General features: G+C 64.5%; 21 protein-coding genes. 9 read left to right on the forward strand and 12 right to left on the reverse strand.

Features of this window, described 5'->3' with window-relative positions; genetic code table 11:
* Window positions 1–20 precede the first annotated feature (20 nt).
* From FB389_RS01985 to FB389_RS01995, 3 genes are read right to left on the reverse strand one after another with little or no spacing between them, the layout of a single operon-like run.
* The gene (locus FB389_RS01985) at window positions 21–3224 is read right to left on the reverse strand and encodes an error-prone DNA polymerase (protein WP_142111129.1); all 3204 of its coding nucleotides are present in this window, start codon (window positions 3222–3224) and stop codon (window positions 21–23) included.
* Window positions 3217–5046 carry a Y-family DNA polymerase gene (locus FB389_RS01990; RefSeq protein WP_142111130.1) on the reverse strand — a complete coding sequence of 610 codons (1830 nt, stop codon included), beginning with the start codon at window positions 5044–5046 and terminating at the stop codon, window positions 3217–3219. Before FB389_RS01990 ends, FB389_RS01985 begins: the two co-directional genes overlap by 8 nt.
* Window positions 5043–5534: a hypothetical protein gene (locus tag FB389_RS01995; protein WP_142111131.1), complete on the reverse strand. Its 492-nt coding sequence runs from the start codon at window positions 5532–5534 to the stop codon at window positions 5043–5045. The genes FB389_RS01990 and FB389_RS01995 overlap by 4 nt, the downstream gene beginning before the upstream one ends.
* A gap of 325 nt (window positions 5535–5859) precedes the next feature.
* On the opposite strand from FB389_RS01995, the gene FB389_RS02000 reads away from it, so the two are divergent.
* Genes FB389_RS02000 through FB389_RS02010 form a run of 3 tightly spaced genes read left to right on the forward strand, consistent with a single transcriptional unit; the run spans window position 5860 to window position 7602 of the window.
* Entirely contained in the window at window positions 5860–6387 is a 528-nt protein-coding gene (locus FB389_RS02000; RefSeq protein ID WP_142111132.1) for a YbhB/YbcL family Raf kinase inhibitor-like protein, read from the forward strand.
* Between the two features lie 28 nt (window positions 6388–6415).
* Window positions 6416–7024 carry a YbaK/EbsC family protein gene (locus FB389_RS02005; RefSeq protein ID WP_142111133.1) on the forward strand — a complete coding sequence of 203 codons (609 nt, stop codon included), beginning with the start codon at window positions 6416–6418 and terminating at the stop codon, window positions 7022–7024.
* Complete coding sequence (locus tag FB389_RS02010; RefSeq protein WP_170207832.1) at window positions 7021–7602, forward strand: GNAT family N-acetyltransferase; 582 nt, start codon at window positions 7021–7023, stop codon at window positions 7600–7602. The genes FB389_RS02005 and FB389_RS02010 overlap by 4 nt, the downstream gene beginning before the upstream one ends.
* Here the strand turns inward: FB389_RS02010 and FB389_RS02015 are convergent.
* From FB389_RS02015 to glgA, 5 genes are all read right to left on the reverse strand, one after another.
* Entirely contained in the window at window positions 7583–8479 is an 897-nt protein-coding gene (locus FB389_RS02015) for a TrmH family RNA methyltransferase (protein ID WP_142111135.1), read from the reverse strand. The genes FB389_RS02010 and FB389_RS02015 overlap by 20 nt on opposite strands.
* Before the next feature lie 353 nt (window positions 8480–8832).
* Window positions 8833–10038, reverse strand: a complete 1206-nt coding sequence (locus tag FB389_RS02020; protein WP_142111136.1) for an SPFH domain-containing protein — start codon at window positions 10036–10038, stop codon at window positions 8833–8835.
* A gap of 52 nt (window positions 10039–10090) precedes the next feature.
* Window positions 10091–10555, reverse strand: coding sequence for an NfeD family protein (locus FB389_RS02025; protein ID WP_246043472.1), 465 nt, complete (start codon window positions 10553–10555; stop codon window positions 10091–10093).
* A gap of 166 nt (window positions 10556–10721) precedes the next feature.
* Window positions 10722–11504: an ABC transporter ATP-binding protein gene (locus FB389_RS02030; protein ID WP_142111137.1), complete on the reverse strand. Its 783-nt coding sequence runs from the start codon at window positions 11502–11504 to the stop codon at window positions 10722–10724.
* 46 nt (window positions 11505–11550) lie between these two features.
* Complete coding sequence (gene glgA, locus FB389_RS02035) at window positions 11551–12771, reverse strand: glycogen synthase (protein ID WP_142111138.1); 1221 nt, start codon at window positions 12769–12771, stop codon at window positions 11551–11553.
* A 161-nt stretch (window positions 12772–12932) separates the two neighbouring features.
* On the opposite strand from glgA, the gene glgC reads away from it, so the two are divergent.
* Both glgC and serB read left to right on the forward strand, forming a co-directional pair.
* Window positions 12933–14174 carry a glucose-1-phosphate adenylyltransferase gene (gene glgC / locus FB389_RS02040; RefSeq protein ID WP_142111139.1) on the forward strand — a complete coding sequence of 414 codons (1242 nt, stop codon included), beginning with the start codon at window positions 12933–12935 and terminating at the stop codon, window positions 14172–14174.
* 27 nt (window positions 14175–14201) lie between these two features.
* On the forward strand, window positions 14202–14882 hold the full coding sequence (gene serB, locus FB389_RS02045) for a phosphoserine phosphatase SerB (RefSeq protein WP_281282014.1): 681 nt from the start codon (window positions 14202–14204) through the stop codon (window positions 14880–14882).
* A 75-nt stretch (window positions 14883–14957) separates the two neighbouring features.
* On the opposite strand, the gene FB389_RS02050 is transcribed toward serB, so the two are convergent.
* From FB389_RS02050 to fabG, 3 genes are all read right to left on the reverse strand, one after another.
* Window positions 14958–15497 (reverse strand): SixA phosphatase family protein, encoded by a 540-nt coding sequence (locus FB389_RS02050; RefSeq protein ID WP_281282015.1) that lies wholly within the window; start codon window positions 15495–15497, stop codon window positions 14958–14960.
* A gap of 2 nt (window positions 15498–15499) precedes the next feature.
* The gene (gene fabI / locus FB389_RS02055) at window positions 15500–16267 is read right to left on the reverse strand and encodes an enoyl-ACP reductase FabI (RefSeq protein ID WP_142111141.1); all 768 of its coding nucleotides are present in this window, start codon (window positions 16265–16267) and stop codon (window positions 15500–15502) included.
* Window positions 16268–16458: 191 nt separating this feature from the next.
* Entirely contained in the window at window positions 16459–17199 is a 741-nt protein-coding gene (gene fabG, locus FB389_RS02060) for a 3-oxoacyl-ACP reductase FabG (protein ID WP_170207833.1), read from the reverse strand.
* A 134-nt stretch (window positions 17200–17333) separates the two neighbouring features.
* Here fabG and FB389_RS02065 point away from each other — a divergent pair, with 134 nt between their 5' ends.
* The 3 genes from FB389_RS02065 to FB389_RS02075 are packed head-to-tail and all read left to right on the forward strand — an operon-like array spanning window position 17334 to window position 19031.
* Window positions 17334–17780, forward strand: a complete 447-nt coding sequence (locus FB389_RS02065; RefSeq protein WP_246043473.1) for a DUF3099 domain-containing protein — start codon at window positions 17334–17336, stop codon at window positions 17778–17780.
* Window positions 17781–17784: 4 nt separating this feature from the next.
* A complete protein-coding gene (locus tag FB389_RS02070) occupies window positions 17785–18009 on the forward strand; it encodes a hypothetical protein (RefSeq protein WP_246043474.1) in 225 nt (74 codons plus the stop codon).
* Window positions 18006–19031, forward strand: coding sequence for an SURF1 family cytochrome oxidase biogenesis protein (locus tag FB389_RS02075; RefSeq protein WP_170207834.1), 1026 nt, complete (start codon window positions 18006–18008; stop codon window positions 19029–19031). The genes FB389_RS02070 and FB389_RS02075 overlap by 4 nt, the downstream gene beginning before the upstream one ends.
* Here the strand turns inward: FB389_RS02075 and FB389_RS02080 are convergent.
* Window positions 19028–21166: a DNA gyrase/topoisomerase IV subunit B gene (locus tag FB389_RS02080; protein ID WP_142111143.1), complete on the reverse strand. Its 2139-nt coding sequence runs from the start codon at window positions 21164–21166 to the stop codon at window positions 19028–19030. The genes FB389_RS02075 and FB389_RS02080 overlap by 4 nt on opposite strands.
* A 267-nt stretch (window positions 21167–21433) precedes the next feature.
* Between FB389_RS02080 and FB389_RS02085 the strand changes: the two genes are divergently transcribed.
* Window positions 21434–21622, forward strand: a complete 189-nt coding sequence (locus FB389_RS02085) for a DUF7455 domain-containing protein (RefSeq protein ID WP_142111144.1) — start codon at window positions 21434–21436, stop codon at window positions 21620–21622.
* Window positions 21623–21718 lie beyond the last annotated feature (96 nt).

The following is a 21718-nucleotide window of genomic DNA, read 5'->3' on the forward strand; positions in this document are numbered from 1 at the left end:
TAACCATATTCGGATACCCATCAGCGGAAATTTCGTGACACTGTGGGCACGCTGAGGCGTAGCCCTCGCACGTGTTCCGCGACGAGATTAACCGCGCCATGATCATTCTCGACATACCCCCTAATGACGAGCGCCCCGTTACCCATCACAACCTTCCCGAATCGCTGCCACAAGCCCGCTGAACAAACGACATTCAGTAGGCCCGTTTCGTCCTCCAGGGAGAGGAATGTGATCCCCCGAGCGGTGTTAGGACGCTGTCGGTGTGTGACCACGCCCGCCACGGTAGCTCGCTGCGCCACGCCCATTGCCACTACTTCCGCAACGGGCAGAACACCATTTCTTTGCAGGTCCACGCGGGCAAATTGGGTCGGGAACGAGGCCACCGACACCCCCGTGGAACTCACATCGGCTTCGGTTACCTCGATCGGTACCATCGCGGGTAGCCGTGGTTGTGTCGACAGGTCGGTGAGCCCCGGCAGCGTCCCTTGGACCTCAAGGGACGCCACCCCCGCGGACCACAATGCTGTCCGTCGGTCGACGCCCAACGCGGCAAATGCTCCCGCACCCGCCAGCCCTTCGAGTTCCTTGGTCCCAAGGCGCGCGCGGCGCGCGACATCTGCAATGCTGCGATAGGCGGGACCGCGCCCCTGCACGATGCGGGAAGCGCCCGCCCGTGACAGCGATCGCACCTGCGTTAGTCCTAACCGCACTGCCTTCTGCCCGCCCTCAAGCACCTCCACGCAGGCGTCCTCTTGGGACTGGTTCACGCACGGACGCAGCACTTTGACCCCGTGGCGGCGCGCGTCCGCGGCAAGGGACTGGGGCGAGTAGAAACCCATCGGTTGCGCCGCGAGCAACCCCGCGTAGAAAGCGGCCGGGTGGTATACCTTCATCCACGATGACGCGTAAACCAAGAACGCGAACGAAAAGGAGTGCGATTCGGGAAACCCGAAATCCGCGAAGGCCTCCAGTTTGTGATAAATCTCCTCACGGGTTGCAGGATCAATGCCGCGTTGCGCCATTCCCTTGTATAAGGCGCCGCGCAGCCCTTCCATGCGTTCCTTGGATCGTTTGGAACCCATGGCGCGGCGCAAGACATCGGCCTGACTGGGGGTGAATCCCGCCGCATCGACCGCCATCTGCATCAGTTGCTCCTGGAACAACGGCACGCCCAGCGTTCGTTCGAGCGCCGGCTTGAGCAGCGGGTGAGCATAGAGCTCGCTGTCTGGCGGCAACCTTCCCTCGCGTTGCGCGCGTCGGCGTTCGATGTAGGGATGCACGGATCCTCCCTGAATGGGCCCGGGCCTTATCAGCGCTACCTCGACGACCAGGTCGTAGAACGTGCGCGGCCGCAGCCGCGGCAAAGTGGACATCTGCGCACGAGATTCGACTTGAAACACACCCACCGTGTCCGCGGCGCACAGCAGGTCGTAGACCGCGGGGTCCTCGGCCGGAATGTCGTACAGCGTCAGCTTCGGCCCGCCGCCCGCCGCAACCGATTCGAACATGAGCCGCAACGCGGTCAGCATCCCTAGCCCTAGTAGATCGAACTTGACCAGCCCCGCGTCCGCGCAGTCCTCCTTGTCCCACTGGACCACGGTTCGGTGAGCCGTGGCGGCCCACTGCACGGGGCACACCTCAATCACAGGGCGATCGCACAGCACCATCCCGCCGGAATGTATGCCCAGGTGGCGTGGCAAACGCAGTAATTCATCCGCCATCTGTCGCACCGGTTCGGGTACCCCCTGCGGCGTCACAATGACCGATTTCCCGGACCCATCCGCCGCCACATGCCGCTCTATCCCCTTGCTCCACGCGTCCTGCAAGCCGCTGTCGAATCCGAACGCCTTGGCCGCATCGCGCACCGCCATCTTCGGCCGGTAGGTGATCACGTTGGCGACCTGCGCGGCGTGCTCGCGACCATACCGCTGATACAGGTCCTGAATGACCTCTTCGCGGCGGCTGGATTCGATGTCGATGTCGATGTCCGGGGGCCCGTCCCGTTCCGTGGATAGGAACCGCTCGAAGAGCAGCCCGTAACGCACCGCATCGACGGCGGTTATTCCCAGCACAAAGCACACCGCCGAATTCGCCGCCGACCCCCTGCCCTGCGCCAAGATGCCGCGAGCGCGGCAGAATTCCATGATTTGGTGCACGATCAGGAAGTATCCGGGGAACCCCAGCGTGCAGATGACGTCCAGTTCCTTGTCGATCTGTTCCCAGGCGCCTGGCACCCGCGGGTCTTCCCGTGTCCCGTAGCGCAGGGGTGCGGCGCGTTCGACTAGCTCACGCAGCAGGCTGGCTTCATCGTGTCCGGGCGGTGTTGGGAAGGGTGGCAGTTTGGGCGCGATCAGATGAAAATCGAACGAGCACTCCCTACCAATTTCGTATGCGTTGACCACCGCGTGCGGGTTGTCGCGGTGCAGGCGGGCCATCTCGGCGGGACTGTGAATGTAGGCCTGCCCGTGCATGGGCAGCCAGCCGTCAAGTGTCGCCAGGTCCTGCCCGGTGCGCACGGCGGCCAGAACGTGCGCCCTGTGCGCATCGCGCGGCCGGGCATAGTGCACGTTGCCGGTTGCCACCAGATCAATTCGAGTGGCGTGTGCGACCCGCGCCAGGGCCGCCCCGAGGGCCGCGTCGTGGGGTTGGCCGTGGTGGGTGACTTCGATGGCGACCTGATCACGTCCGAATAGGTCGATTAGTGCGCGTGTTTCATCGATCGCGGCTTCGACGTCCAATCCAGCGGCTGGGCTGCCGAGGGCGCGGCGGACTCGTCCCTTTCTGCAGGCGCTGAGGATGCGCCAATCCGTGCCCGCCATCCGCGCTAGTTCGGGCAGATCATACGTGGGTTTGCCTTGTTCGCCGGTGCGCAGATATCCGCGCGCAATCGCGGCCGATAGCTTGCGATAGCCGGTCGGATTGCGCGCCAAAACCACAAGATGGTCGCCGACGGGATCGGGGTCACGTGGCGATGGGCCACGGTGAGTCGCCCCGCGAGATAGCGTCAGTTCTGCGCCGTACACGCCAGCGATCTGGTGAGTGGCGACGGCCTGGGATAGCTGCACCGCGCCGTACAACCCGTCGTGGTCCGTGATGGCTAGTGCGGATAGGCCCTGGGCGGCTGCCTCCGCTGCCAGGTCGGCGGGCAATGATGCTCCGTCCAGGAAGCTGAAAGCGGAGTGAGCGTGCAATTCCGCGTAACGCGGGCCGACGTTCTTAGTCATAGATGCCCTCGCAACGCCACTGCGCCTGCCCGAAAACCAGCAGGTAGCCTTGGCCGGGTTCGGTCAGGATCTGCAGATAGATGCCCCCGCCGGGAGTCGTTGCCGCGCTGTGAAGCCTGTACCAGGAGCGTTGCAGCAGCGACCACGGGCCGGCCCAGTTTGTGATGAGGATGGATTGCCCGGTACCGCGTTGCAGCAAATGCGGTTCGGCGCTGAGATTCAGGCGGTCGTCGATGGTGACAGGGTTGCCTCGCCTGTCCGTGACAGAGACGGTCGTGTCGTTTCCCGTCAGGACCGCCGAGGGCGCTGGTGAGGGAAGAGCTCCGGGCCAGGGCCTGCCGGACGCCGTCGAGCTTTCCGTCCCTTGGGCGGTCGCCGAAGGAACCGCCGTTGGGGTTCCCTTCCGCTTCCTCGGGCCCGCCGCCCCCGCGTATCCGTTCGGTTTGGACGCCGCCCCCGCCTGTTCCCCGCCGCTGTTGTTGCCCTCGATTCCACCGGCAGTGTCATCTGTGGCGGGGTCCGCGCCCTGCCCCCAAGGGCGCAATGCGATCCGTTCGATCGGCGTGCGCCCACCGGTTCGCCTAGGTTGCAGCACATCGCCGGGTTCCACCATGGTGCACATGCGATCAATCGCCGCTTTCGCTTTGCCGTCCCCACCGCGGGCGTTACCCCACAACCCCTCTTGCTGGGTGTCCACGGGATGCAATCCCACCGCGCGCAGTGTCACGCGGTGCACCGAACGCTGGTCCGCCTGCCGGCCGTCGCCCTCGCTTCGTTGCAGCCAGGCTTCGACCTGCCAACGCAAACGGTCCAGAACGCGCCGCGGTGTGAGCCCACCCCACATCGTGGAATCCGCTTGCCACAAACGCTGCACGGCCTCCCCGCCAACGGTATGCAAGGTGATATCGACCTGGGCGCAGCTCAGGCCACCTGATAGCAGACCTTGATACCAGCGTTCGGCCGCATCGATAGCGGCAAACATGACCTGTTCGGCGCGTTCCGCAGGCGGCTCCAATATCGCGTGCTCTTCGATGATGCGCTCACCTTGCCAGGGCCTGACGAGCGGGTCATCGGCAAGAGCCGCCTGCCGCACAGCCCACGCGCCGAGGGCTCCGAACCTGGTATTGATCGCGGCCGGGCCGACCGCCAGCAGTTGGTCCATCGTGCGCACGCCAAGCCCATGCAGCGACTGAACCAGCGATAGGATGCGCACGCGTTCTCCGGCGTCAGTGGCCAAGAGCGCCAGCACGTCCACGCTCTGGGCGCGCACGTATTTTGCAGCGTCCCGCGGTTCTATGTACGCATCCGTCCTGGCCGCGACAGCCGCGCCTAGTACGGACCCGCCGACCCCCACATGCGCTTCCACTCCCGTGTAGTGGGCGATGGCATCGACCAGGTCGGATGCCACTTTCAGTGAATGCTCCTGCGGATCTGGCGCGCGCCGTACGCCTGCGCCGGCCGCATCGGCAGGTGCCCCTGCCGTGGCGCCATCGCGGCGCACCCGTAGTTGCGCCCACATCAACCCCGGCCTGATCATGGTCCAACCGGGCAAAACACCATGCGCGGCAACGATGACGGGCTCGAAATTCGCGCATTCTCTCCCGCCATCTTGGGATACGAACACCGCGGCGGGGCTGACTTCTTGGGCGGTGCGTTTGCGCATACCGGTCCGCACTCCCTGCGCGCGAGCGATGGCCGAAGATGACAGCACCCTTCCCCCTCGCATAATCACGATGGGGCTGTCCGGCGCCAAAGAAGCATCCATTAAGGCGCTCACGGCAGGCCAGTCCGGAACCCATACGGCAAAGATCTGTGGAATCATCCCGCCTTCCTTTGCGTCAAATCGAATGACGCCTGCATCGGCTGCGCATACGCGCCCCGCCCGACCCTGCGCACCGCGGTTGTCGCCGATGTGATCCAGCCGTGCCCCGATTCCAGCCCGCGCCACTGCCTGCCGGAAACGGACACGCTCACATCCGCCCCGTTCCACGGTCGCAAACTGAGCAAGAAGCACCCGCGTTTGCGGATACGCGCAGCGATACGGCGCTGCTGGGCAGCGGTGAACTCCACATGCTGCCCACAAACGATGATGTCGATTCCATCGATGGCAGCGGCCATGACCCTGTCGGTATCCCCGGTGATCTTCGGTATCACCACCACCCGAGACAGATCCACACCCTGTTGGCAAGCGCGTTCAAACCCGAAGGTGGGTTCCCCAAAGATTGCCGCCCAGCGAGGCGATTCGGTGCGCACTGACATGACCTCCGCGAGCGCCTCGATCCCGATCGAAAGCGATCCGGTAACCGCCACGATGCCGGATTGTCGCAGTGGCGCGGGCACAATTTCCGTAAGCGTCGCTCTCCCCCCGTGCGCGCTACCTTTTGCGGCGACCGCGGAACGGGGCGAGGGAGCCTCGTGCATAATCGCGCCGGACCCCAGTGATTGCCACTGCGGAACCGTCCTACTGCTTTGCAAAATGCTGCGAGCCTTAGCCAATTTCTCGGCCCGTGCATCGCCCTGTGTACCCATGCGTACCATCACCTCCACAACGTGAAACCATCGTACACATGTTGCATTGTGGGTCTGACATTCGATGCGAGATGCGCCTCACACACCCAAGGAGCACAATGAATGCATGAACCTTGATCGCCCCGTCGCGCCGGCCCCCTACGATCTCCTACCCGCGGTCCCCACCTTCGCATTGATCAGCCACGATGCAACGAATCAAGAGCCGCTCGATCACAATCTGAGCGCCGAAGGCGACAACGAATCGCCGCACCTTTCCTGGACGGATTTTCCCGCCGAAACCCAATCCTTCTTCGTCACGTGCTTCGACCCCGACGCCCCCACCCCCTCCGGATGGTGGCACTGGCTCATCGTCGACCTGGACGTAGCCATCACGGAACTGCCGCGCGGTGCCGGGGAAAGTGACATCACGCTGCCGGGTGCAGCATTTCACCTGCGCAACGACAGCGGTACGCACGCGTACAGCGGGCCGCTGCCCCCCGCGGGCGACCGCCCCCACCGGTACTACTTTGCCGTGCACGCGCTCGACGTCGATACGCTGGGATTAGAAGACGACGCGTCGGCCGCCAGGGCATACATGACGGCCCAACAACACACCATTGCCCGCGCGCTGATCGTGGGCACATACCAGCGCTGAGTTCCCACCCTGCGCTACCCTGCTATTTATGACTTCCTCGCACCCCCACCACGATGCAGGGGAGGTCGCCGCACCCATCGAACCACTGCCCGGCAAGGGTCTGCAGTGGCTGCCTGCGATCGACCACCCCGAATTGCTAGCCGAATCCACGCACGCGCAATTAGCAACCTGGGCCGAAGCAAGCCCCACGGTTGCGGAATTGGTGCGCGTTGCGGCGATCGACCCCACCGTCTCGGACACCGCGGCTATGTCCGACGCCTACAGCATCGAAATGCACCTTTCGGTCAATTGCGTGCTGGTCGCGGGAAAACGCGACGGGCAGGAACGAACGGCCGCGGTCGGCGTGCGCGCCTCAACCCGCGCCGACATCAACGGCACCATCCGGCGCCTCCTGGCGGTGCGCAAGGCTTCGTTTGTGCCCGTGGACCGCGCGGTGAGCGACACCAGCATGGAGTATGGGGGGATCACGCCCATCGGCCTTGGCCCCCAATGGCCGCTGCTCCTGGATGCCGACATCGCCACCGACCCATCCTGGGTGATCATCGGCTCCGGGGTCCGCCGCTCAAAAATCGCGCTCCCGGGGCGGCTACTGCTGACCCTCCCGCGCGCCCACTCGATCGCCGGGATAGGGATGTGACTCCCCCAAGCGTTGGCATTCGCATCGCCGATGCCACAGATGTCCCCGGCATAGCGCTGCTCGCCGCCCAGACTTTCACCCTGGCCTGCCCGCCGACGGTCACCCCCGACGACGTCGAGGAATTTGTGACCGCGAACCTCTCAGCCTCCCACATCGCCGCCTGGATCGCGGACCCGGAGGTGACCGTGTGGGTCGCCGCCACGGATAGCGAAGAGACCCCGATAGCCTACGTCAAGACGCGCCTCGCGGCGGTCGAAGACGAAGAGATAGCGCCCCAACTTCCCGCGGGGCCCATCTTCGAAATCAACAAGTTCTACGTCGCAGCGAACGCCCACCACACCGGGGTTGCGGCCCGCCTCATGAGCGCGGTCCTCACCGCGGCAGCGGCGCGGGGCGCCCGCACGGCCTGGCTCGGTGTCAATGCCTCCAACGAACGCGCGATGAGGTTCTATACGAAGATGGGTTTTGCGCGCTGCGGCGAACGAACCTTCGTCGTCGGGTCGCAGCGCCACCACGATTTCTTGATGCTCAAGCAATTGCCGCCCGACGCAAGAGCGATCAAGCCTGCCGGCGAGTAGCCCAGAACATCACCGCGGCCGCCGCGGCCACGTTCAGCGAATCAACGTTGTGGAACATGGGAATGCGAACCACCGCGTCGGCCTCCGCAATCGTTCGCGGCCCAAGCCCCGCGCCCTCCGTGCCGAGCACAATCGCCACCCGCTTGGGCATCTGCCGTACGTAGTCGTCCAACGACACCGAATGATCGGTGAGCGCCATGGCGACGGACTCAAACCCCAGGGACCTCAGCAATTCCAGGCCACCGATTTTTTCCGACGAGTGCCCCGCCTCCCGTTTACTCCTTCCGGCCTGCGGCCAGTTGTAGATGCGAGTCCACGGAACCTGGAACACTGCACCCATGGACACCCGCACGGAACGCCGGTAGAGCGGATCGCTGCAATCGGGGGTCACTAGGACAGCGTCGACTCCCAGCGCGGCCGCGCTGCGAAATGCGGCCCCCAGGTTGGTGTGATCGACCATGTTCTCGAATACGGCGATGCGTGCCGGGCTCCCCGGCGGGCAGGTGCGCTCCAGCAGTTGAGCCGCGTCCGGCAACTGCGGTCGGTGCATGGAGGCGATGGCCCCGCGATGCAGATGAAACCCGACCAGGGATTCCAGCGTGGGCTCGTCCGCGATGTAAACCGGCGTGCCGGGATCCAGTCCAGCAATAACGTCCGACATCGATTCGACCCACCTGTGCGCCATCAATATCGACCGCACCTTGTTACCCGCCGCGATTGCCCGTCGGATCACCGCGCTGCTTTCGGCGATGAACAGTCCGTGCTCGGGCTCGAGCTTCTTGCGCAGTTGCACGTCGGTGAGGTCAAAATAGTCGGAGAGGTCCGGCCAAGAATCCCTGCTCAGCTCGTCCAAGCGAATCAGGTTCAGTGATGTCATATACCCATTGTTCAGCACATCGCGCCCGCGGGGAAAAGCGGGCGGCGTGTGCCTGGGGCGCCGTGGCACCGGAGATTCGTACCACGGGCGCCGGTACCGAGTTGTAGATTCACACATTAGGACCCCCTAGCGCGTGCCGCACACCCCGTCAGCCGTTTAGGCCTTTAGTATCAACCTGCATGTCCGCTAAGTGTGCGTAACACGTTGGGCCCTGGGCGGCTTCTTGCCGACCCAGGGCCCAACTGCTTTTTTGATTACCCAGCACACGCCTTCAGCGCTCGCGCCTCTTTCGCTTCGTCACTGTTCGCGGGCGGATTTCGTGACGCGACGCCCACCCGGCGCGGCGGCCGGGATCAGGCCGGGTTCGACCCCGGACCGGCGGCCGGCGGTTCGGTGCGCGGCCGGTACGGAGCGGTCGGCTGCTGGTCGGGTTGCGCTGGCTGCTGGCCCGCCGCGGCCCCCGGGTTGAAGGGCTGCCCCGACCGCGTTCCCGCCGTGGTGGCATCCGCAACCGCGGCTTCCGCCTGCCGCTGTGCTTCGGCGAGCGCATCGGCGGGGCTGGTCATCAGCGAGGCCGATTCCTCCATCCGGCGTGCGCGGCGCGCCCGCGCCTCCTCGGTGACAGCGGGTGCGGGCTGCGGCTCGTTAGGCGCCGGCGGCACCGGGGCGCCCGCGCCGCCGCCGAACCCGCTGGAGATCGACTGCAAGGCGGCAGTGAGCTCGGTGGGAACGATCCACATCTTCGACGACTGGCTGTCGGCAATCTGCGGCAGCATTTGCAGGTACTGGTACGCAAGCAGCTTCGGGTCGGCGTCGCCCTCGTGGATGGCGTCAAAGACCTGCAAGATCGCGCGCGCCTCACCCTCAGCGGTCAGCACTCGTGCCTGCGCCTGACCCTCGGCGCGCAAAATTGCCGATTGCTTCTCACCCTCGGCGGTAAGAATCTGCGACTGCTTAACGCCCTCTGCCTGCAAGATGGTAGCGCGACGGTCGCGCTCCGCGCGCATTTGCTGCTCCATGGAGCCTTGGATCGAGGCCGGCGGATCAATGGACTTCAGTTCGACGCGGCTGACACGCACGCCCCACTTGCCCGTGGCGTCGTCCAACACGCCACGCAATTGCCCGTTGATCTGGTCGCGGCTCGTCAGCGTCTGTTCAAGGTCCATGGAGCCGACGACGTTTCGCAAGGTGGTCACCGTTAGTTGCTCAATGGCCGTGATGTAATTAGCGATCTCGTAGACGGCAAGCCGTGGATCGGTCACCTGGAAGTAGATGACCGAGTCGATGCTCACAACCAGGTTATCGGAGGTGATCACGGGCTGCGGCGGGAACGAGACGACCTGCTCGCGCAGGTCCACCCCCGCGCGGACGCGATCGACGAACGGGACCAAAAAGTGCATTCCCGCATCCAGCGTCCGCGAATAGCGACCCAGCCGCTCAACGATGAGCGACACCGTCTGCGGCACGATGCGCACAGACTTCGCGATCACCGTGATCACGAAAATGAGCACCAGGACCCCAATAATGACGCCGATGACGGTTCCGGAGTCTTCTGTCATGCTTCTCTCTCCTTGTATAGGTAGTGCGCGATTCGACGAGGCGAATCTTTGCCTATGCCTCGCTTCGAGTGGATGAATGCAGCGGCTTGACGATCGCGGTGGCACCATCGATCTTGACGATCTCAACCGCGTCGCCGTCGGCAACGCTGGTGCCGGGGACGGTGCGCGCGCTCCACACCTCGCCAAGCAGCTTCACCCGCCCGGCCTGCTCGTCTACGTCAGTTACGGCAACGGCTTCCTTGCCCACGTATGCGTGAACGTTCGTGTGCTTCAAATCGACCCTGCCACGCAGGTGCTCCAGCATCCACGGCCGCAGCAAGAACAGCAACAGCGCAGCAACGGCGACAAAGACCGCCACCTGAACGCCCCACGGCGCGCCCATCCCGGCCGCTGCCGCAGCTGCGGCAGCCCCGCCCGCGAACATGAGCAACACCAGGTCGAGCGACAGGACTTCTACCAGCGCCAACACGATTGCGGTGCCCAACCACCACACCCACAGGTCAATTTGCGCTAGCACCTATCCTCCATCATTCTGATTCAAGCAAAAACATCTCGCGGTGAGCCCGACTCTACCCGGTGCGGCGCGCACCAGCGACCGCATGTTCTCCCGGAGCCCGCCCGTAAGGGGGCGACCACTCACCCATCGGATCAGGGGACGCGGGTGCGCGAGCGTCCCCGCAGCATCACGCCCCAACTGCCGACCAGCGGTCCCCATGACGAGTCACGGTCAGCGTCACGCCGAAGGCATCCGACAGGTTTCGCGCCGTGAGCACCTCCTCGACCGGCCCCGCCGCAAGAACGGATCCTTCGCGCAGCAGCAATGCGTGCGTGAAGCCGCGCGGAATCTCTTCGACGTGGTGGGTCACCAGCACGCAGGCCGGCGAACGCCGATCCGTAGCGATCTCGGTGAGCGCCGCCAACAGTTCCTCGCGCGCCCCCAGGTCCAAGCCCGCGGATGGCTCATCGAGTAGTAGCAACTCAGGATCCGTCATCAGCGCACGCGCGATCTGCACCCGCTTGCGCTCCCCCTCGCTGAGGGTCCCGTACGCGCGGTCGGCAAGCTGGGATATCCCGAACAGCGCCAGCAAATCATCGGCGCGAGCGAAATCGACCTCGTCGTACTCTTCGCGCCAGCGCCCCGTGACCGCATAGGCGGCCGTCAGCACGACATCACGAGCCGTCTCGAAATCGGGAATGCGGGCAGCAACGGCGGCGGATGCGATGCCGATACGCGGCCGCAGCTCGAACACATCGGTGGACCCGAGCCTCTCCCCGAGGATCGCCGCGGTGCCACTGGTCGGAAAAATCAGACCCGTCGCGATTTGCAAAAGGGTTGTCTTGCCCGCGCCGTTTCGCCCCAGGACGACCCATCGCTCGTCGTCCGCAACGTGCCAAGACACCCCGTCGAGGATCGCCTTCTCGCCGCGCCGGACGGTAACGTCATCAAAAGTAATAACTTCTGCCATACCTAGACATTACCCCCTCAATACGCGCCCTGACGGCGTAAAACGCCTACTGGGACTGCTCCAGCACCCGCTGGTAGACATCGATCGTGCGTGCCCCGATCGCCAACCACGAGAAATGGTCTTCGACCCGCTTACGGGCGGCCTTCCCCATCACGGACACCTTGTGCGGATCCAGAACGAGTCCGGAAATTGCGGCGGCCAGGTCGGCGACGAACCGCTCCGGATCGGTGGGCGTGCCCGTTCCATCCGTCAATTGATCAAAATGGACGAGGACCCCCGTCTCCCCGTCGGCCACGACTTCGGGGATTCCACCGGTCGCGCTGCCAATGACCGGCAGGCCCACTGCCATCGCTTCCAGGTTCACGATCCCCAACGGCTCGTAGACGGAGGGGCAAACAAACGCGGTGCAGTTCGCCAAAACGGCAATCAGTTGTTCGCGCGGCAGCATGTCTGTGATCCAGATAACCCCGTCGCGTTCGGTCTGAAGTTGCGCCACGGCGGAGGCGACCTCGTCGGCAATTTCGGGCGTGTCGGGGGCCCCAGCGCACAGGACGACCTGTATTTCGGTGGGCAGCAATCGCACTGCGCGAAGCAGGTACGGCAGTCCCTTTTGGCGCGTGATGCGGCCAACGAACACCAAGGCGGGGCGATCCGGATCGATCCCACGCGAAATCGCGAAATCGCGCGCCCGCACCGCGGCCTCACCGACGGGGCGCTGCCAGCCCGCCAAGTCGATGCCGTTGTGCACGACGTGGACCTTAGCGGGGTCGATGAACGGGTAGCTGCGCACAATATCGTCGCGCATGCCGTGACTGACCGCGATGACGCCCGCGGCCCCCTCATAGGCGGTGCGCTCCGCCCAGCCGGACAAACGGTAGCCGCCGCCCAGCTGCTCCGCCTTCCATGGACGCAATGGCTCTAGAGAATGCGCGGACAGGACGTGCGGGATGCCGTGCAAAAGCCCAGCCAGGTGCCCGCCCAGGTTCGCGTACCAGGTGTGCGAGTGCACCAGATCGGCCCCGGCCACGTTCTGGGCGATCGCAAGGTCCACACCGAAGGTCTGCAGTGCCGGATTATCCCCGGCAAGTTCCTGCGGCACGGAGTACCCCGTGACCCCCGGATAGGTCGCGGAATCGCGCGGCCCATCGAAGCAATGGACGCGAACGTCGATGTGCTTGCGCAACACCGCCGCCAGTTCCGTGACATGAACGCCAGCGCCGCCGTAAATGTGCGGCGGGTACTCCCTTGTAACCAGGTCTACTCGCACACACATCACCATAGCCGCTTCCCGCCGTGACCGAAACGCGACACCGAAATTGGACGACAAATCCACCAACTTGTTACCCGCTTGGCCTTGACAACAATTAGTTGAACGGGAATCCGTGTTTGACGTTCCCATGGAGGCAAAAAGTGTCCTAAGGTCATGTCATGTCAAAGTCGCCAAATGTCCTTGCCATCGTTCTCGCTGGGGGCGAAGGTCGCCGCCTCATGCCGCTCACTAAGCACCGCGCAAAACCAGCCGTGCCCTTCGGCGGGACCTATCGGCTCGTTGACTTCGCGCTTTCGAACCTAGCGAACTCGAACTACTTGCACATGGTCGTGCTTACGCAGTACAAATCGCACTCCCTGGACCGCCACATCGCCAAGACCTGGCGCATGTCGCCGCTGCTCGGCAACTTTGTGGCGCCCGTGCCCGCGCAGCAGCGCGTCGGCAAGCACTGGTACCTTGGCAGCGCCGATGCGATCTACCAATGCCTGAACATCATCGAAGACGAACGGCCCGACATCGTCGTCGTGGTCGGTGCCGACCACGTCTACCGCATGGATTTCTCCCAAATGGTCGACGCGCACGTCGCGTCGGGTGCCGAACTCACTGTGGCGGGTATTCGCCAGCCCATCTCGTTGGCCTCCGAATTCGGTGTCATTGATGTCGACCCGAACTCTAAGGACCGCATCCGCGCATTCCTGGAAAAGCCGCAAAACCCGCAGGGGCTGCCCGACTCCCCCCAGGAAGTGCTGGCATCGATGGGTAACTACGTCTTCAACGCGGACGCCCTGGTCGAGGCCGTTTCGAAGGACGCCGATGACCCGGATTCAGCCCACGACATGGGTGGCAACATCGTTCCGTTCTTCGTGGAGCGAGGCACCGCCGGATTCTACGACTTCAAGGACAACGAGGTTCCCGGATCGACCGACCGCGACCGCGCCTACTGGCGCGACGTGGGAACCCTGGACGCATACTACGAAGCCAACAAGGATCTGATCGCGATCACTCCGGTGTTCAACCTGTACAACTACGACTGGCCCCTGCACACGGGGAACACCAAAATGCCGCCCGCCAAGTTCGTCCACGCCGGTCCGGGCAGGCTGGGACACGCAGCCGATTCGATCGTGTCTCCCGGTGTCCTCATATCCGGTGCCATGGCGATGGGGTCGATCCTGTCCCCCGGGGTGCACCTCCACTCGTGGGCGTCGGTTAACGACTCGGTGCTATTGGACAACGTCGAGGTCCACCGCCACGCGCAAATCCACCGCGCCATCATCGACAAGAATGTGGTCGTCACCGAGCGGGCGCGCATCGGCTTGGACAAGGAAGAGGACCTTGCGCGCGGCTTCACCGTCACCGAATCGGGCTTGACCGTCGTTCCACGAGGCGTAGTGGTCAAGTAGTGCCATGAGGCCTTAGTCTGGTCTACCGTGAACGACGACCGCACTGCGCCCTCGCCGACCCTGCCCACGCGCCGTCACCGGCTCGTCGTGATGGATGTCGATTCGACACTCATCAACGAGGAAGTCATCGAACTGCTGGCACGCCGGGCGGGCTCGGAACCCGAGGTGGCCCGCATAACCGCGCGCGCGATGAACGGCGAAATTGACTTCGCGGAGTCACTGCGCGAACGGGTGGCAACGTTGCGGGGGCTGCCGTCCTCCGTGTTCGCACAAGTGCGTGCGGAGGCGACGCTCACCCCCGGGGCAAGGGAGTTTATCGACGAGTGCCACGCGCGCGGTTGGACCGTCGCGCTGGTGTCGGGCGGTTTCCGCGAGGTCGTCGTCCCGCTCGCCGCTCCCCTGGGCATTACCGAGGTGCGCGCGAATGCGCTCGAAGTATCCGGCGATTGCCTCACTGGCCGCACGATCGGGCGGATTATCGATGCGCAGGCCAAGGAAGACTCGCTGCGAGAATTCGCAGCGGCGGCAGGCATTGCGATGCGGGATACGATCGCGATCGGCGATGGCGCGAACGACTTGCGGATGATCGCCGCGGCGGGCGTTGGTATAGCCTTTTGCGCCAAGCCCCGGGTCAACGATGTTGTGCGACACAAGGTCACCGAGCGGGACCTCCGGCTCGCACTGCGCGTGATCGACGACCTCGACTGAACAAAAAGGTGGCGCGGAACCATCTTGTTCCACGCCACCTTTATCCCCGCGGCAGCGCCCCGCCGCAGCGTTGTCTCAGCTCACTCGGGAGACGGATTGGAGGGTCGCCGATCCGGCGGTCCACTGCCCCCACTGCGCAGTCGACGTGAGCACGCACGCGGTCGCTGTTGGTACCCCCACCTTGACCTGCGCCAAAGCGCCATCGTCCGAATCACCGTCGGCAAGAAACCCAGCCGTCATGGAGATGGTCGGTTCGTGACCGACCACGAAAACCGTCGTTGCCGCCGGATCGACGCGGTCCAATAGAGCGAGCAGGCGCGTTGGGGCCGCGTCGTAAAGGTCGGCTAGGACCTGCACTTCCACCGCCGCAAGATCGGCACCCTGGTCCTTCAGCCCGCTTCCCACCAGATCCCATGTCTGCCGGGTTCGCAGGGCGTCGGAGCACAAAACCGCCTGTGGAAAGCAGTCACGCGCCCCCAGGTCCTGCCCCAACTGGCGTGCCTGGGTTCTTCCGCGCAGGGCCAGCGGGCGACCGTGGTCGCCCGCGTGGGCGCCCATCGGCTCCGCCTTCGCGTGGCGAATTAGAACCAGGGTACGTTCACCGCCGGAGGGCACTGCTATATGCCCATCACGTGAACGCCGCCGTCGACGTGCACAATCTCACCGGTGGTCGCCGGGAACCAATCCGATAGCAATGCGACGACGCCGCGGGCGGCGGGCTCGGCCGTGGTTTGGTCCCAACCCAACGGGGCTCGTTCCGGCCAGCCCCCCTCCATCTTTTCGAATCCGGGGATCGATTTGGCTGCGGTGGTGCGAATCGGCCCCGCGGAAATCAAGTTCACGCGCACGCCATGGGGGCCCAGGTCGCGTGCGAGGTACCGCGCCGTCGATTCGAATGCGGCCTTGGCGACGCCCATCCAGTCGTACACGGGCCAAGCGAACTGCGCATCGAACGTCAGGCCAACCAGCGCCCCCCCGTTGCTCATGAGAGGCAGGGTCGCGGTGGCCAGCGACTTGAGTGAAAACGCCGAAACCTCGAGCGCCGTTGCCACGTCGGGCCACTCGGCGGCCAGGAAGTTGCCGCCCATCACGGATTGCGGCGCAAATCCGATCGAATGCACCACACCGTCGATGGTGTCGGTGTGCTGACGCACCTGGTCGGCCAGATTCGCCAAGTCGTCATCGCTGGTGATGTCCAGGGAAACGACCGGCGCGGCCTTGGGAAGGCGCTTTGCGAACGTTTCAGTCAGTTTGAATTGGCGTCCGAACGACGTCAGGATCACCTCGGCGCCCTGCTCCTGTGCAAGCTTCGCCGCGTGGAATGCGATGGACGAATCCGTCAGCACGCCGGTGATTAGGAGTTTCTTTCCCTCCAACAGACCCATATCGATCTTTGTCCCTCTCCTCAGTAAATGACACCCACAGTGGGCGTGATGTGGCGGCAGGCCCAGCGGGCTCATGCCACGATTCGTACACTAGTGTCCCACGCAGCGATATTCGCGCACGCGCGGCACCCGCCGCCTCGTGGATTCGGCGCGCTGAGTGCCCGACCTTTGGTCCGACTATATGGACGAGTTCAATGTCCCATGCCCAGACCGCCATCGACGGGAATGACCGCGCCGCTGATGTATCCGGCGGCGTCGCTGGCAATGAATTCGACGGCTGCGGCAACCTCGGAGGGCTCCGCGAAGCGGCCGGCCGGTATTGCCGATTTGTATTGCTGTTGTTTGGCTTCGGGCAGCGCCGCCGTCATGTCCGTGTTGATGAACCCGGGCGCTATAACGTTCGCAGTGATGCCGCGGCTGCCGATTTCGCGCGTGACGGAACGCGCCATGCCCACCAGGGCGGCCTTGGATGCCGAGTAGTTGACCTGGCCCGCACCGCCGTACAAGCCGACCACCGATGAGATCAGGACAATACGCCCGTAGCGACCCTTGATCATATTCTTCGAGGCTCTCCTGACGCATCTAAAGGCGCCGGTGAGGTTGACGTCGAGCACCGAGGTGAAATCCTCGTCGCTCATCCGCATAAGCAGTTGATCGCGGGTGATTCCCGCATTGGCGACCAGAACTTCGATGTGGCCCAACTCGTCCTCGATCGCGGCGAAACCACGGTCGACTGATTCGGTGTCCGTCATGTCCCCGATGACACCGAAGACACCCGCGGGCAGGTCACCCGACCGATAGATCGTCGCGACCTTGTCGCCGGCGGCCACGAAACGCTCTGCGATAGCGCGACCGATCCCCCTGTTCGCACCCGTGACCAGCACCACGCGGCTACGGTGGGCTGAGGATTCGGCGGTTTGCGCTTCGGTCACGGGGGCTCCTTAGTTGCGATTCGTGGACACAGCGTCACGGCGAGGCGGCGCTCGTTTCCTTTAGGTTAGCGGGTCGGTCGAGCCAGCGCCCCGTTCGCCACGGAATGTGGAGAAAACGCGGATAAAATGCAGTGGTGAATGACCCCAGCCGCCCCGAGTCCCGCGATCGCGGGCCGATGCAGGGGGAGGTTGTGGTACCTGTGGAGTCGACGCCGCGATCCGGTCGCCGCGAGGCTAGGGGCGGCGCAGCGCACACCCCGCGCGACCCACTGGTAATTACTTCGGCCCCCGAACCTCTCACGGCTTCCCAAGACCGCCGCATGCGGAAGTACCTGATCCAGATGGGGATACGCGTTGTTTGCTTCATCGCCTCGTTTTTCGCGTGGAACGCCGGGGCGCCGCTGTGGATCGTCGGGATTCTGGTAATCGCGGCCGCGGTGCTTCCATACTTTGCGGTGGTTGGCGCGAACGCCGGCCGCGAATCGAGCGACCGCGTCGATGGCATGCCGCCCGAACTCAGTCGCCTCCTCCCGGCGACCTCAGACAGTCCGACCGAGACTGAAACTTCAACAGAACGGTGACATTGTGGATCTAACGCCCGACGAAACCGACGACCCGATCTGCAACGCCAAGGGTTGCACGGAACCCGCGACGATGGCGGTGCGATGGAACAACCCCAAAATCCATGCTCCCGACCGCCGCAAAGTGTGGGCATCGTGCCCGGGGCACGTCGCCCACCTCGAAAACTTCCTCCAGTTGCGATCGTTTTGGATCGATACCGTCCCGCTCGAGCAGGCCGACCGCAGGTGAACGACGCGCAAAGCCCCGCCCCCCACGCGCAGGCAGCACGGGCCGTTGACGCACCGCCCGCGGCCGGGCGGGCGCGAGGGGCTGCGACGGCGCGGGCGGGCCGTCTCGGAAGCGACAGGAGTGCCGAAGCTGCCCGAACCAGTCCGCGCCGGTGGTTGGCCCTGGGCGCCGTAATATTCGTCCTCGCCGGAGTCTGCGCATCGCTCGGTGTTTGGCAATGGAACCGGCACATTGCTCGCGATGCCCGCAACGCGCAGGTGCTCGCGGCCTACGATCAAGACGCAGTCACCTTCGCAACGTTGTATCCCGCGGGCGGGGCGTACGTCGCCGCCGACCAATGGCGTCCGGTGATTCTGGCCGGACGGTTCGTCGGCGACCCGGTACTGGTCCGCAACCGCCCCGTCGGGTACGGCGCTGGGTACCACGTCATGGGCATCTTCGAACTCGATGACGGCCGCCAAGTCCTAGTGGATCGCGGGTACCTATCCACGCAGGCTCCAATCGACGAAGTGGACCCCCCTGCGGCACCGCAGGGCGATTACCGCATCGTCGCGCGCCTGCGGCCCGCGGAGTCGGCCGATCGGCGCGGGGTGTCCGGCGGCCAGATATACACCTTCACCCCGGCGCAGGCGGCCTCGGCCGCCGGGCTCCCGGACGGGGACGCCCGCGTGCTGGAAGACGTCTACGTCATTGCCGCCAGCGGAGTTAGCTCCGCGCTCAACGACCTGCAACCGATCCCGCGGCCAGAAACGGACAGCGGCCCGCACGTGTCATACGCCCTGCAGTGGTGGACGTTCGCCGCTGGGTTCATCGCGGTCTACATCGTCATGTTTATTCGCGAGCATCGGGCATCTGCCCCCTCACTCGACGATGTGCTGGGGATGGCCGATCCCGCTACGGTTCACTCCACCCAAGCACGCCGCGGCGGTGGCGGCCGCCGCCACCCGGGCAACGATGAAGATTTCGAGGATCAGGCCATCACCCGACAGCTCAACGTCCCCGGTAACAACGCCCGCGACTAAGCGTCGATGCGGCTCAAATCGATCCCCGCCGCGTTCGAAACGATGAATTCCTTGCGGGGAGCCACATCGCTTCCCATGAGCAGATCGAACACCTCGTCGGCGACCTTCGCGTCGGCGGCCGTGACACGGCGCAGCGTGCGATGTCGCGGATCCATCGTTGTCTCCGCGAGCTGGTCAGCGTCCATCTCACCCAGGCCCTTGTACCGCTGGATATCGTCCTTCACCTTGCGTCCGGCCTTCTTCAGCCTACGCACGGTCCGGTCGAGTTCCGCCTCGGAGTAGGTGTAGACGTACTCGCGCCCCCGGCGCCCCGCAACCTCGATGCGGTGCAGCGGCGGCACGGCCGCGTACACTCGCCCCGCTTCTAGCAGCGGGCGCATGTACCGGAAGAAAAGGGTGAGCAGTAGCGTGCGAATGTGGGCGCCGTCCACGTCGGCATCCGTCATCAAGATGATTTTGCCGTATCGGGCGGCGGAAAGATCGAATGTCCGCCCGGATCCGGCGCCAAGCACCTGGATGATCGAGGCGCATTCGGCGTTCTTGAGCATGTCCGCAATCGAGGCCTTTTGCACGTTCAGGATCTTCCCGCGGATCGGCAATAGTGCCTGGAAATCCGACGATCGCGCAAGCTTTGCGGTTCCCAGTGCGGAATCGCCCTCGACGATGAACAATTCGGAACGAGCGACGTCGTCGGAACGGCAATCGGCAAGTTTTGCGGGCAGCGAGCTGGTCTCGAGCGCGTTCTTTCGCCTCGAAATCTCCTTCATCTTGCGCGCCGATATCCGGGCCCGCATCTCGGAGACGATCTTCTCGAGCACGATAGCGGACTGTGCCTTCTCATCGCGCTTGGGCGAGTTGAGCTTCTCGGTGAGCTTCTTCTCGATGATTCTGGCGACGATGGCGCGAACCGGCGCGGTGCCCAGCACCTCCTTCGTTTGCCCTTCGAACTGGGGCTCGGCGAGGCGGACGGTGACAACGGCGGTCAGCCCGGCGAGCGCGTCGTCCTTTTCGATGCGTTCACGCGAGTCCTTCGCCGAAATCTTCAGCTTCCGCGCGTTGGCATCGACGGCCTTGCGGATCGTCTTGAGGAGTCCTGCTTCAAACCCGGCAACGTGGGATCCGCCCTTCGGTGTCGCGATGATATTGACGAACGAGCGCACCGTCGTGTCATACCCAGTCCCCCACCGCAATGAGATGTCCACTTCGCACTCACGCGCGACCTCGCGGGGAGTCATGTGCCCGCGCTCGTCGAGCACCGGGACGGTCTCCTTGAAAGTGCCCTCACCACGCAGCGTCCACGTGTCGGTCACTCCCGCGTCGGGAGCCAGGAAGTCGACGAAATCGGCCGTGCCCCCGGTGTGCAAGAAGACCTGAGTTGCGGGCGGGCCGCCGCGGTCTCCAGCGCCGCCGTCAGGATCAGTTGGTTGCGATGCAGCGGAGCGCTCGTCCTTGATCGTGATTTTCAGGCCGGGCACCAGGAAGCTCGTTTGCCGCGCGCGATCGACCAAATCCTCGTAGGAGAATTCCGCGCTGCGCGGGAAAATCTGCCGATCCGCCCAGTAGCGGACCCGGGTGCCGGAGGTCCCCCGCTTCGCCTTGGCGACGACGGCCAGCTCAGGCGAAGCCGCCGGGGTAAATGCCGCGTCTTGGGTCGGTCCGCTGGCACCGTCCGCAAATGTTCCCGGTTCGCCGCGGCGAAAACTCATTCGATACGTCTTGGAGGAACGATCGACCTCCACGTCGAGGCGCGCAGAGAGCGCGTTGACGACCGATGCGCCGACCCCGTGCAAACCTCCCGAAGCGTTATACGACCCGCCCCCAAATTTTCCGCCCGCGTGAAGCTTCGTGAAGACCACTTCGACCCCGCTCAGGCCGGTCTTGGGCTCAATATCAACGGGAATTCCGCGTCCGTTGTCCGCGACCGTGACGGACCCATCGTCATGCAGCGTGACATCAATTTGCGTGCAAAACCCTGCCAATGCCTCATCGACCGAGTTGTCGATGATCTCCCACAGGCAGTGCATGAGGCCACGGGAATCTGTGGACCCGATGTACATACCAGGGCGTTTTCTCACGGCCTCCAGTCCCTCAAGAACGGTGAGGTGGTGCGCGGTGTAGTTGGATGTCTCGCTCATCGTCAAACACCTTACCCGCCGCCTGTGACATCTGGGCCCAGGCGCTCCGCTGGTGCCCGTCGAGCCACCGCGGTGCCGTGGCGCACCGGAGCCGCCCGATGCGTGGGAAGCGCCTGCGCCACCGGAGCTGCCGGGCCGCGCCGGAGCTCCCGAAAACGGTGACCCGTGTCACATATCCATGCTGGTGACTACGCGGGTAGCGAACCCGACTGCCTTTTCCTTTGTCGCCGTATGCCGAAGTGCTTAGATGATTGTGTGACTACAACAATGAGTGCAGAGCCAGCGGAACTGACCGCGGCAGATAGGTGCGACCGGTGCGGCGCACGCGCCTACGTGCGCGTGACACTCCCGGTTGGCGAGTTACTGTTCTGCGCACACCACGCGCGCGAGCATGCAAGCAGTTACGAGGACATCGCAACTCACATCCAGGACGAGACAGACAAGCTTTACTCGTAGGCGCTCCACCGCCATCGAGCATCCGAGTGCCCCGCAGCCCTGCTGCGGGGCACTTCTCGTTCCGGTGGGTGCGCGGCGCACTCGCCCCGGCGGCCC

This window comes from Rarobacter incanus, assembly GCF_006715765.1.
Lineage (GTDB): Bacteria > Actinomycetota > Actinomycetes > Actinomycetales > Cellulomonadaceae > Rarobacter > Rarobacter incanus.